Origin of the sequence: Comamonas sediminis, from assembly GCF_041107495.1 — a bacterium.
GTDB classification, from domain to species: domain Bacteria; phylum Pseudomonadota; class Gammaproteobacteria; order Burkholderiales; family Burkholderiaceae_C; genus Comamonas; species Comamonas sediminis.
Genome location: NZ_JBGBDC010000004.1, coordinates 379,314 through 390,173 on the forward strand (window position 1 = coordinate 379,314; position 10,860 = coordinate 390,173).

Below are 10,860 nucleotides of genomic sequence, written 5' to 3' on the forward strand. Positions count from 1 at the left end.
TGGCCTGTTGGTGTCTGCTTCTTGTTTTCAGCGCGTCGCTGGTGCCTGGGGCGGCAGGTTCAAAAGGGCAGGCTGGCGCGTTCAGCGCAGCGCCTGCGCCGGATGGAGCCGGATGGCACCGGCAAAGCCATGTTCGACGCGCGAGAAAGGACGGCCGCTCGTCAGAACGCGGGGCCGTGCCGTCCAGGCGATATGGGCGCCCAGTGCTTCCAGCCTGTCCACCAGCGCCTGGTCTTCGCCGCATTCGCGGGCATCAAAACCCCCGGCCTGCAGGTAACAGCTGGCAGACAGCGCGAGATTGGCGCCGTGCACATGCCGGTGCCCTTCGCGGTCCTGGTAGCTGGCTTCAAAGCGGCTGCGCGCGGCCTGGGCCTGCAGCCCATGGGCGGCCCAGCTGTCGACCTCGACCGTGCCGCATACGACATCGGCGCCCAGCGAAAGTTGCGCTGCGAGCCAGTCGGGTGCGACACAGGTGTCCGCGTCCGTGAAGGCCAGCCAGCGGGCCTGGTGGTGCAGCAGATGGCGGGCACCTGCGGCCCGGGCACGGCCGACGTTGTGTGCGTCCACTGACAAGGCGACGACCGGCCATTTCGCCACCAGCGCAGCGGTGCCGTCCGTGCAGCTGTCGAGCACGACCACCACCTTGACGGCTTCGCCGCCCAGGTCGGGGTGCGCGGCCGCCGTCAGGACGCTGTGCAGGCAGGCCTCCACCAGGTCCTCTTCGTCATGTGCAGGTATACAGATGCCAATCATGGTGTGCCCTCTAGAGTTTTTCCCAGACGTCCAGCAAGAAATCGGGTTCGCGGTGCTCAACCAGGCTGCGCAGCGCGGTATTGGCGCCCATCTGCGCATGCAGCGTGTCCGCGGCCTGTAACAGGTCAGCGGCCTCGTGGCGCCAGTGGCACATCAGCCAATGGCCGCCGGGCGCCAGCGATTGCAGGCAGCGCTCGCTGAAAAGTCCCAGCTCCGAGTCGCTGAGGTAATAAGCCAGCTCGGACACCACCAGCAGGTCAAAGCCGCCGTCGGGCACCTGCGGCCACTGCCGGGGCACCTCCAGCTTTTGCAGATGCAGGTCCCGCCGGCTTTCGCGCTGGATGCGCGCATTGCACAGCAGGATCGCGGACTCGGAGAAGTCGGCGGCGACCAGCTGGTCGCAGCGCTCCAGCAGCGCTATCGTCATTTCACCATTGCCGCAGCCTGGCTCGAACGCGTGGCGGTAGCGCTCGCGCGGCAGCGCAGCCAGCAGCAACTGCCGTTTGCGCCGCTCGTACCACGCGGTTTGCACGTTCCAGGGATCCGCACAGGCCTGGTACAACGCCTCAAAATGCTGGCGCTGGCTCATCGCAGTACCACCTCGAAGTTGCGCAGCAGGCGCGCCGTGGCCCAGCGGGGCAGGATGGCAGGCCGGCCGGTGGACGGATCGGGCAGAAGCTGGGTGCGGAAGCAGGACACGGCCAGACATTTACGGTCCAGCTGCTCAGCGCTGAGCGGAATGCGCACGGCCTGCTGCCAGGGCACCCGCACATCGCCAGGGCTGGCCCAGTGCCAGGTCCAGATCGGCACCTCGAAACGGCGGCTGCCGACTTCCTGGGCCGCCGCAGCGCAGGCCTCGCCGGTCGCCTCGTGGTCAGGGTGGCCGTCGTAGCGCCAGGGGCAGAACACCGCATCGGTCGGCCGCAGCAGTTGCTGCAGGCGCGACTCCAGCTGGGGCTGGTGGTCCTGCACCTGGCCGTCGGGAATGCGCAGGTGGATGATCTGGCTGCCGGGGCATAGCAGCGCCAGTGCCTGCGCGCTTTCCCGCTCGCGGGCCTGGGCCAGCTGGTCGGGCGTCCACAGGCGCGAACCTGGGTGGCTGGCCTCGCCGGAGGTGACGGCGATCACCGTGCAGGGCAATCCGCTATCGGCACAGTGCTGCATGATGCCGGCAGTCGCCAGGATTTCATCATCGGGATGGGGGGAGACGATGACCACCCGCTGGCAGCCTTGCAGCAGACCGGACAAGGGATCGTCGGCCAGCGGTGCCTGGGCCAGCCAGGGCTGCCACTGCAGTTCAGGTGTGCCTTCGCCGAAAATCTCACGGGATATCAGAGCTTCCATGGAAGGGTGTCTTTCTGTTCGGTAATGGATTGGCCCAGCGCTGCCAGATCGCGCTCGGCATGGCTTTGGCGGATGAAGATCGGCAGATCGGCAAGCAGCAGCGCCAGCTGGCGGTTCTTGCACAGCGGCCCCGGGCCCAGCGCGCGCGGCACACGCCGCAACACCTGCTGCGCCGCCGACTCGGCCGCCAGACGGCTGCGATTGACCTCCAGGTGCCAGCCCTGGTCAGGACGGGTGTCGATGCGGGCGGCAGTGGCGCGCAGCAGCGCAGCGGTGCTGCTGAGTGCGACATCGACCGCACCGAGGTGCGCCAGCGCATGCGGGTCTTCGCTGGTGCAGGCGCTGGCAAGCAGGTAGTCGGCGATGCGGGTGCTGGCGCCATACCAGCAGGCCGCAACGCCGGCGCCCCCATGGGTGAAACCGGGGCGGGCCAGGTAGTCGCCGGGCTTGCCGACCAGCGTGCCGGATGCGTTCTTCAAACGCACATCGACGCTGGCGCTGGCGGCCATGCCGACGGCCTCCCAGCCGTCGCCGGTAACCTCGACCCCCGGCTGGTCCAGCGCCACCGCCACCAGGCAGCGTTTCGCGCCGGGAAGCCAGGCGGTGATCAACGCATGGTCCACACTGCGTGCGCCGGAGCACCAGGCCTTGGTGCCCGACAACTGGACCGGGCTTCCGGGATCGAGGCGATGGACGGTGTTCAGCGGCGTTGCCTGCACCTGGTGGCCGGGCGGCTCTGCGCCCCATACGGCCCAGGTCTGGTTGCCCGCCAGGGCCGTGGCGCCCAGTTCGGCGAGAATCGCCAGCGCATCGGTATGGCCTTCATAGAGTTTGGCCAGGCTCAAATTGCAGGCAGCTACGCTCGCCAGCGCTTGCCAGCGGCTCAGTGTCTGGCCATGGCCGGGCAGCGGCAACTGGTCCAGCTGCTGGTCGATCAGCGCACGCAGCTGGGCCATGGGTTCCGCCTGGGGCATGCGGTCCAAGAGGTCGGATATATCGTCGGTATCAATCATTGTGAGGCCGCCCCGTTGCGGCACCGGACAGGGGCTGCACAGCGGGGGCGGGGGCTGGAAACATGCACATCCATGTATCCTGCATGGCATACCGCGTGGACGTGGAAGGACGGCCCACCGACTCCTTGTCAGTGCCGGCTGACCGCGGTGGAATGGCGCTCGAAGGCGTAGCGCGCGGGAGGCGGCATGCCGAACGTCGTGGGCCGCGCAAGCGCTGCCAAGAAACGCTTGCACCACCAATGCACATCCTGGGCCTGGATGCGCGCCAGCAGCCGCCGGTGGCGGTCAAGACGTTCGTCCAGCGGCATCTGCAGCGCCTGGTCGATGGTGTTGGCCGTCGTATGAATGTCGTAGGGGTTGACGAGCAGCGCTTCGTGCAGCTGCTCAGCCGCCCCGGCAAAGCGGGACAGCACCAGCACACCGGGGTCGTCCGGATCCTGGGCGGCAACAAACTCCTTGGCGACCAGGTTCATGCCGTCGCGCAACGGGGTGACCAGGCCGACAGCGGCGGCGCGGCACAGACCCGCCAGGTGGGCGCGGGTCAGCACCTGGTGGATGTAGCGTACCGGCATCCAGTCGAGCTCACCGAAATCACCATTGATGGCCCCGCACAAGGTCTCGAGCCGTGCCCGTATCTCCGCATAGGCCTGCACGCTTTCGCGCGTGGGCGAGCCGATCTGCACCAGCGTGGCACTGCGCCGGTGCTGCGGATGGCGGGCCAGCAGATCGCGGAAGGCGCAGATGCGCTCGGGCAGGCCCTTGGAGTAGTCGAGCCGGTCGATGCCGAGCACCAGCCGGCGCTGGCTGTATTCGCGTTGCATCGTCGCATGGACCTGCAGCGCCTCGCTGGTCGTTGTCAGCGACGCAAAGGCCTGGGCATCAATGCCGATCGGGAACGACTCGCACCGGGTGCGTTTGCCAAAAGCCTGGAAGTGGCCGCCAGGCCGTGCCTGGCCGCGCGCCTGGTCAACCACATAGCTGCTGAAATGCCGCAGGTCCTGTTTGCTCTGCAGCCCCACCAGGTCATAGGTCATCAGGGACTGCATCAGCGCCTCGTGCTGCGGCAGCGCCATGAAGATGACCGGTGGCGGAAACGGGATGTGCAAAAAGAAGCCGATCCGCTGGCGGCAGCCCAGCGCCCGCAACTCCGCTGCCAGGCCGATCAGGTGGTAGTCATGCACCCAGACCACGTCGTCCTCCTGCAGCAGCGGCAGCAGCTGCCGGGCGAACTGCTGGTTGACGCGGCGGTAGCCATCCCAGTAGCCAGCGTCGAAGGCCGCCAGATCGAGCCGGTTGTGGAACACCGGCCAGAGCATGTTGTTGCAGTAACCGGCGTAGTGGCTGTCATGGTCCTGGCGGCGCAGCTCGGTGGTGACCCGGGTCACGTCATGCCACTGTTCGCAGTGCATCTGCGGCGTGTCGCTGTCGGTGACGGCACCGCTCCACCCAAACCAGAGGCCGCCCTGGCGCTGCAGCGCCTCTTCCAGTGCCACCGCGAGCCCGCCCGGCGCAGTGTCATGCGGGTCTGCGACGCGGTTGGAGACAATGACCAGGCGGCTCATACGCGCGCCTCCAGGCTGCGCCGCGCAGTGAGCTGCGCACAGGCGGTATGCAGCCAGGCATGGACCTGGGGTACGCCGCCGAGCCGATAGCGGGCGCAGCTGGCGCCGGGACCGACCTTGATGGCCACCCCTTGCTGCTGCTGGACCACTGAAAAACCGGTTTCATCCGTCACATCATCTCCTGCAAAGCAGGCCGTGCGGCCTGCAAATGGTGCCTCTTGCATGAACGCCGCAATGGCGGCGCCTTTGTTGATGCCTGCCGGCAGTGCCTCGATCACGCATTTGCCACGCACCAGCACCCAGTCGGGGCGTCCTGCGACGGCTGCCTCCAGCACCCGCAGGCATTGCGGCTCGAGGGTCGGATCGCGGCGGTAGTGCAGCGCCACACCGCTGGGTTTGGACTCCACCAACAACGCAGGGTGGCGGGCGGCCAGTTGCCAACAGGCCGTAGCGATGTGCTCCAGACCATCGCCCAATAGTTGGCTTTGCTGCCCATCTGCCCGTCTGCGCTCGGCACCATGGCTGCCTGCGCAGGGCAGGCGCAGCGGATGGACATACCGGTCAACGGCGGCAATCTCGCGGCCGGAGATGACCGCCACAGCGCCACCGAGCACGGTCTGCAACTGCTGCAGCAGCGGCACCAGTCCCGGCGGCACGATGATGCTGTCGGGCGTCGCAGCCAGCGGTACCAAGGTGCCATCGAAGTCAAGGAAAAGCGCCATATCCGGCTGCGGATAGGGCGGCATCAGCGGGTCAGTGGGCATCACAGCCTTTTGCAACAGGTTCAGGAACGGAGCGAGGGGATATCAGGGGTCCAATGGCTCGGGGCTCACGACCCGCTCCGATTCAGGGTCCTGCGGTATGTCGGGCTCGTTGTCCGGGGAGAAGGGCGGGTGGGGCGGGTCATCGCCGGGCTCGGGCGTCAGCGGCTCCTGCTCGGGATATGGTTCGCCGACCGGGTCCATCGATTCGTCTTCGGGGAAATTCCGGGGTTCGCCGGTGGGTTGGGCAGTGGCCATGGTGCGCTCCTCAAATCAATGGTGGATGGTCCAACGGTCAGCGCCGCCACGGGCGGGGACCGCATGTCCTGTAGATTGACCCGGCCAGCGCCGCAGGTCTGTAGGATTTGTGCGCCCGCGCTTGGAGTCCTGCGGGCGCGTTGCTGCGCCGTGCAGCGCGATGCCTGCGATAGCCTCGCCAGGCTTGTGGGACCTCTCCGGCAGGCCCGTCGTCCCGCGTCTGCTGCGCAAGTTGTCATTTCCTCTCACAGGGTCCGGGGCCAGACGTTCACACTGGAGCGAACCACAGGAGGCAGGCATGAAAGACCAGCAAGGGAACGCTCCAACATCGACACGCACCATCTGGAAAGGCGCCATCAGCTTTGGGCTGGTGCATGTGCCGATCGGCCTGTACACGGCCACGCGCGACTCGGGCATCGACTTTGACTGGCTCGACAAGCGCTCGATGGAGCCGGTGGGCTACAAACGCATCAACAAGCGAACCGGCAAAGAGATAGCCAGCAGCGATATCGTCAAGGGCGTCGAGTATGAGGACGGACGCTATGTGATCCTGAGCGCTGAGGAGATCAGCGCGGCGTTTCCGAAGACGACGCAGACCATCGAGATCGAGGCCTTTGTCGATGCTGACGAGATTCCGCTGATCTACCTGGAGCGGCCCTATTACACGGCGCCGCTCAAGCGCGGCGAGAAGGTCTACGCGCTGTTGCGCGAAGCGCTGCGCAAGACCAACAAGGTGGGCGTGGCCAAGGTGGTGATCCAGACCAAGCAGCACCTGGCGGTGCTGGTGCCCTGCGGGCGGGCGCTGGTGCTAAACCTGCTGCGCTGGGGCGGCGATATCCGCTCGTTCGAACAGCTCGATCTGCCGCCGATGACCGCCAAGGCGGCGGGCATTTCCAGCACCGAGATGGACATGGCGGTCGCGTTGATCGAGGACAAGGCCCAGGCCTGGAATGCCGATGACTTCCGAAACTCGTTCTCGGAGGAGATCCACAAGCTGATCGACGCCAAGGTCAAATCGGGCGATGTCGAAGAGGTCGCCAAGGTGGAGGAGAAGTCCGAGCTGTCGGCAGGCGCCGAGATTCTGGACCTGACGGCCTTGCTCAAGCGCAGCCTGGCCGGTGGAGCGGGCGCCAAAACCGCCGGGGATGCCAAGCCTGCGCCGGCGGCGTCCAAACCCAAGGCGGCGCCCGCGAAGAAGAAGGCAGCCACGGTCACCCAGTCTGCCCGCGCTGCAAGCAAGGGCCGGGCCGGCACTGCGAAGGCATCCAAGACTTCCAAGACGGCCAAGGCTGCGCCAAGGCGCCGCAGCGCCTGAGCTGCTGGTAGGAGGATTTCAGCATGCCCAGCTCCTTGTCCAAATACCAGAGCAAGCGCAATTTCGCGGTCACGCCCGAGCCGGCCGAGGGCGGTGAACCGGTCGCCGGCCAGCTGCAGTTCGTCATCCAGAAACACTGGGCCAGCCATTTGCACTACGACCTGCGGCTGGAGCTCGACGGCGTAATGAAAAGCTGGGCGGTGCCCAAGGGGCCAAGCCTCGACCCCAGCCACAAACGTATGGCTGTACAGGTGGAAGACCACCCAATCTCATATAACCGTTTTGAAGGCCAGATTCCCGCAGGCAACTATGGCGCAGGCAAGGTCATCGTCTGGGACAAGGGCCTGTGGACGCCGCTGGCCGACCCGCTGGAGGGCTACCGCAAAGGCAAGCTGCACTTTGAGTTGCAAGGCCACAAGCTGCAAGGCCGCTGGACCCTCGTGCGCATGAAGGGCAAGGAGAGCGACCGGCAGCCGCCCTGGCTGCTGATCAAGGAGGCGGACGACTTTGCCCGCAGTGCCGAGGAGTTCGAGGTGGTCGAGGCCCAGCCCGACAGCGTGGCAGGCCTGGCGCCGCCGCTGCCGCCTCCTCAGGCCCCAGGGCGTGCAGTGCCCGCTGCTCCGGCAAAGCCCAGGGCCAAGGTGAAGGCGAGTACCAGGACCAAGACATCGCCGCTGCCCAAGACCTTGGAACCCCAGCTGGCCGTGCTGGTTGATGCCCCGCCTGCCGATGCCGAAGATTGGGCCTGGGAGCTCAAGTTTGACGGCTACCGCATGGTGGCGCGGAAAAAGGGTGCGCAGGTTCAGCTGTGGACGCGCAATGGCAAGGACTGGACGGCGAAGATGCCCGGCCTGGCGCAGGCGCTGGGCCGGCTGCCGCTCGCCGATGCCTGGCTGGATGGGGAAGTGGTGGCACTCAATGCCCAGGGGCTGCCCGATTTTCAGCTGCTGCAAAATGCGTTCGATGGCAGCGCCCAGACCCCGCTGGTCTACTACCTGTTTGACCTGCCATTTGCCGATGGCCAGGATTTGCGCGGACAGCCCTGGCAGGCGCGGCGCGAGACCTTGCAGGCGGCGCTGCAGTCTAGCGAACAACTGGGCGACGCGATTCGCCTCAGTGAGGCTTTCGCAGGGGACGCGGCGCAGCTGCTGGCCTCGTCCTGCGCGTTGGGCATGGAGGGCATCATCGGCAAACGCAAGGATGCTGCCTACCATGCGGGACGCACGGCCGACTGGATCAAGCTCAAATGCCAGAAGCGGCAGGAGTTCGTCATTGGCGGCTACACCAGTCCCAAGGGATCGCGCACCGGGCTGGGCTCGCTGTTGCTGGGTGTGCATGATGGCCACGGGCGGCTGGTCTATGCCGGCAATGTCGGCACCGGCTTCAATGAGGCCAGTCTGCGCGAGCTGACCCAGCAACTCGAGCGCATCCAGGTGCGCGTCTGCCCTTTTGCAGACCCTGAGCGCATTGACTACCAGGCGCAGTGGGTCAAGCCCATGCTGGTCGCCGAAGTCGCGTTTGCCGGGTGGACGGCACAAGGCCGGGTGCGCCAGGCAGTTTTCCATGGCTTGCGGCAGGACAAGCCTGCGCGCCAGATCACCAGGGAGGAGAGTGCGACGATGCCCCCAACGCAAAAAGCAAAGCCTGCGCCCGTTGCAGCGATCGAGGTCAGCCACCCGGAGCGCGTGATGGACGCCTCCACCGGCGTGACCAAGCTGGACCTGGTGCGCTATTACGAGCGGGTCGGCCCGCTGATGATGCCGCACCTCAAAGGCCGGCCCACATCGCTGATGCGCACGCCCGACGGCGTGGCGGGCGAGCATTTCTTCCAAAAGCATCTGCAGACGCGCGAGATGGCGGGAATCGTTCAGCTGCCCCAGTCGCTGGATCCGGAGCATCCGCCGCTGCTGAGCATTGCCAGCATCCAGGGCCTGCTGCAGGCGGCACAGTTCAATGTGGTCGAGTTTCACACCTGGAATGCCCAGCGCGACAAGATCTTGCGGCCTGACCGCATGACCTTTGATCTGGACCCCGGCGAGGGCGTGCCCTGGTCTGCGGTGCAGGAGGGCGCAGAACTGGTGCGGGTGCTGCTGCAGGAGCTGGGGCTGCCTGCTTTCTTGAAGACCAGCGGCGGCAAGGGCCTGCATGTGGAGGTTCCGATCCAGCGGCGCCATGACTGGGACACCGTCAAGGGTTTCTCCAAGGCGATCGTGCAGCATCTGGCCGAGACCATCGCGCAGCGCTTTGTCGCGAAAAGCGGGCCCAGCAACCGCAAAGGTAAGATCTTTGTTGACTACCTGCGCAATGGCTGGGGCGCGACCACGGTCAGTGCCTGGTCGGCACGGGCGCGGCCAGGGATGGGGGTGTCAGTACCTATCGAATGGGCCGAGCTGGATCGGATCTCGAGCGGCGCGCACTGGTCCATCACCTCGGTGGAAGAGCGTTTTCGCAAGGGCAATGCACCCTGGGATGGCTACAGCGCCGCAGCCGTGTCGATCACCGCAGCGATGAAGCAGCTCGGGTATTCGGCCGAGCAGTCCGCAGCCCAGCGCTAACGATGCCAGCGCGCGCCGAGCAGCCGGTCTTTCGGCTGTTGAATGGATATTGAAATGGCTATCCGTCAGTCAAATAACTGCGGAGCGCTTTCCGATGGGCTTGTAGGAATTTATGGGTTCTCTCTGTAATTTAGTGTTTTCTGACTAGAAATTCTTGGCAGTTTTGTTACAGTTTCTGCACCATAAAGCATTGGAGGCCAGAGATGTCTACGCAAACCGGAAACGACCAGGAAAAAGATGCCTATCTGGACACCCTGAAAGCCCAGGGTGCGGAGCTGCTTGCAGAGTTACCGGCCGAAGGTACGATTGAACACGCCCGCCTGTCGCTGATCGACGCCAAAATCGAGCAGCTGACCCGGCCGATTACCGCCGGCAGCTGGAAGCTGCCCGACGAGTGAGCCGGGCACCGGTGCCAGGCACCGGTGGCCAGCGTGGGTATATGTAAAAGAACTTTGCAATCTGCTTGAAAAGCGTTAAGTTAAATAACCTGAATATATAAACACTTTTGCACCGTTTATGCTCGGGTGGAAAGGGGGTCTGATGCGACAAGCACAGGACCTGCTTGTGACTACACAGGCGCAGTACGAGCGTTTGGAACTGGAAGTGATTGGTTTGCGGGACCTGGAGCCCCTGTTAGGCTCACCGCAATATGATCGTCTGCAGGATGTGGAATTGGCACTGAAGCATTACCAAGCGCAATTTCGCCGCTAAGCGACACGACATAAAGCCCGCATCTGCGGGCTTTTTCATGCCTGCCTGAGACAGGCTGCCGCACAGGCCTTATTGCTGCTGCGACTGCTCTTGCTGGCGCTGGTTCTGTTCGCGGCCTTGTTGCTGCTGCTGCGCAGGGCGTTGCTGGTTTTGCTGGTCCTGCTGCTTTTCTGCAGGTTGCTGGCCATTGGGGTTCTGGTTGGGTTGCTGCTGGTAGGTCATTCGGGGTCTCCTGAAAGTGGAATCACAGCATCTGTTTCGCTGCCCTGTCAGGTTAAGGCTGCCAGGCCCTGGGGACTGTAGTCGGGTTGCTTGCAAGGCTGTAGTGGCCGGCGGTGCGCTGCCGTCAACGCAGTGCCCGGCGGTTTGACTGTCTGGTCAGACAGCAGCGCTGCGTTTCACCGGCGCTGCTGGATCGCCTGCACAAACGCGCTGAACGCGGGAGATGCATGGCGCCGGTTCGGGTAGTACAGGTGGACGCTGCCCGGTGATGCGGGGGCGGGCGGCGGCACCATGGTCGCTGTGATCAGCTGTCCATTGCGCTGGGTTCAACCGCTGGCGGTTGGTCGTTGGACTGGGTGGGCTATC

The 10,860-nt window shown here is 65.2% G+C and carries 12 protein-coding genes; 4 read left to right on the plus strand and 8 right to left on the minus strand.

Features of this window, described 5'->3' with window-relative positions; genetic code table 11:
- Positions 1-81: 81 nt before the first annotated feature.
- The 7 genes from AB7A72_RS11850 to AB7A72_RS11880 all read right to left on the minus strand — a co-directional run bounded on the left by AB7A72_RS11850 (position 82) and on the right by AB7A72_RS11880 (position 5,691).
- Positions 82-753, minus strand: coding sequence for a glycosyltransferase (locus tag AB7A72_RS11850; protein ID WP_312462314.1), 672 nt, complete (start codon positions 751-753; stop codon positions 82-84).
- Between the two features lie 10 nt (positions 754-763).
- Positions 764-1,342: a methyltransferase domain-containing protein gene (locus tag AB7A72_RS11855; RefSeq protein WP_369460087.1), complete on the minus strand. Its 579-nt coding sequence runs from the start codon at positions 1,340-1,342 to the stop codon at positions 764-766.
- Entirely contained in the window at positions 1,339-2,097 is a 759-nt protein-coding gene (locus AB7A72_RS11860) for a PIG-L deacetylase family protein (protein ID WP_239812458.1), read from the minus strand. Before AB7A72_RS11860 ends, AB7A72_RS11855 begins: the two co-directional genes overlap by 4 nt.
- Entirely contained in the window at positions 2,085-3,071 is a 987-nt protein-coding gene (locus AB7A72_RS11865; RefSeq protein ID WP_369460088.1) for an acyl-CoA dehydrogenase, read from the minus strand. Before AB7A72_RS11865 ends, AB7A72_RS11860 begins: the two co-directional genes overlap by 13 nt.
- Before the next feature lie 167 nt (positions 3,072-3,238).
- Complete coding sequence (locus AB7A72_RS11870) at positions 3,239-4,672, minus strand: alpha,alpha-trehalose-phosphate synthase (UDP-forming) (protein WP_369460089.1); 1,434 nt, start codon at positions 4,670-4,672, stop codon at positions 3,239-3,241.
- Positions 4,669-5,436, minus strand: coding sequence for a trehalose-phosphatase (otsB, locus tag AB7A72_RS11875; protein ID WP_369460090.1), 768 nt, complete (start codon positions 5,434-5,436; stop codon positions 4,669-4,671). The genes AB7A72_RS11870 and otsB overlap by 4 nt, the downstream gene beginning before the upstream one ends.
- 42 nt (positions 5,437-5,478) lie before the next feature.
- A complete protein-coding gene (locus tag AB7A72_RS11880) occupies positions 5,479-5,691 on the minus strand; it encodes a hypothetical protein (RefSeq protein WP_313333269.1) in 213 nt (70 codons plus the stop codon).
- Positions 5,692-5,989: 298 nt separating this feature from the next.
- Here AB7A72_RS11880 and ku point away from each other — a divergent pair, with 298 nt between their 5' ends.
- The 4 genes from ku (at position 5,990) to AB7A72_RS11900 (ending at position 10,272) form a co-directional block, all read left to right on the plus strand.
- Positions 5,990-7,006 (plus strand): non-homologous end joining protein Ku, encoded by a 1,017-nt coding sequence (gene ku / locus AB7A72_RS11885; protein ID WP_369460091.1) that lies wholly within the window; start codon positions 5,990-5,992, stop codon positions 7,004-7,006.
- A gap of 23 nt (positions 7,007-7,029) precedes the next feature.
- The gene (gene ligD, locus AB7A72_RS11890) at positions 7,030-9,561 is read left to right on the plus strand and encodes a DNA ligase D (RefSeq protein ID WP_369460092.1); all 2,532 of its coding nucleotides are present in this window, start codon (positions 7,030-7,032) and stop codon (positions 9,559-9,561) included.
- A gap of 203 nt (positions 9,562-9,764) precedes the next feature.
- The gene (locus AB7A72_RS11895; RefSeq protein ID WP_239812451.1) at positions 9,765-9,959 is read left to right on the plus strand and encodes a hypothetical protein; all 195 of its coding nucleotides are present in this window, start codon (positions 9,765-9,767) and stop codon (positions 9,957-9,959) included.
- A 142-nt stretch (positions 9,960-10,101) separates the two neighbouring features.
- Positions 10,102-10,272 carry a hypothetical protein gene (locus AB7A72_RS11900; RefSeq protein ID WP_239812450.1) on the plus strand — a complete coding sequence of 57 codons (171 nt, stop codon included), beginning with the start codon at positions 10,102-10,104 and terminating at the stop codon, positions 10,270-10,272.
- Positions 10,273-10,341: 69 nt separating this feature from the next.
- Here the strand turns inward: AB7A72_RS11900 and AB7A72_RS11905 are convergent, their stop codons facing one another.
- Positions 10,342-10,494, minus strand: coding sequence for a hypothetical protein (locus AB7A72_RS11905; RefSeq protein ID WP_239812449.1), 153 nt, complete (start codon positions 10,492-10,494; stop codon positions 10,342-10,344).
- Between the last annotated feature and the right edge of the window lie 366 nt (positions 10,495-10,860).

Coding starts and splice junctions, on each gene's coding strand:
- ku (WP_369460091.1), top strand. CDS start 5,990: ATGAAAGACCAGCAAGGGAACGCTCCAACATCGACACGCACCATCTGG.
- AB7A72_RS11895 (WP_239812451.1), top strand. CDS start 9,765: ATGTCTACGCAAACCGGAAACGACCAGGAAAAAGATGCCTATCTGGAC.
- AB7A72_RS11905 (WP_239812449.1), bottom strand. CDS start 10,494: ATGACCTACCAGCAGCAACCCAACCAGAACCCCAATGGCCAGCAACCT.
- ligD (WP_369460092.1), top strand. CDS start 7,030: ATGCCCAGCTCCTTGTCCAAATACCAGAGCAAGCGCAATTTCGCGGTC.
- AB7A72_RS11870 (WP_369460089.1), bottom strand. CDS start 4,672: ATGAGCCGCCTGGTCATTGTCTCCAACCGCGTCGCAGACCCGCATGAC.
- AB7A72_RS11850 (WP_312462314.1), bottom strand. CDS start 753: ATGATTGGCATCTGTATACCTGCACATGACGAAGAGGACCTGGTGGAG.
- otsB (WP_369460090.1), bottom strand. CDS start 5,436: ATGCCCACTGACCCGCTGATGCCGCCCTATCCGCAGCCGGATATGGCG.
- AB7A72_RS11880 (WP_313333269.1), bottom strand. CDS start 5,691: ATGGCCACTGCCCAACCCACCGGCGAACCCCGGAATTTCCCCGAAGAC.
- AB7A72_RS11865 (WP_369460088.1), bottom strand. CDS start 3,071: ATGCCCCAGGCGGAACCCATGGCCCAGCTGCGTGCGCTGATCGACCAG.
- AB7A72_RS11855 (WP_369460087.1), bottom strand. CDS start 1,342: ATGAGCCAGCGCCAGCATTTTGAGGCGTTGTACCAGGCCTGTGCGGAT.
- AB7A72_RS11860 (WP_239812458.1), bottom strand. CDS start 2,097: ATGGAAGCTCTGATATCCCGTGAGATTTTCGGCGAAGGCACACCTGAA.
- AB7A72_RS11900 (WP_239812450.1), top strand. CDS start 10,102: ATGCGACAAGCACAGGACCTGCTTGTGACTACACAGGCGCAGTACGAG.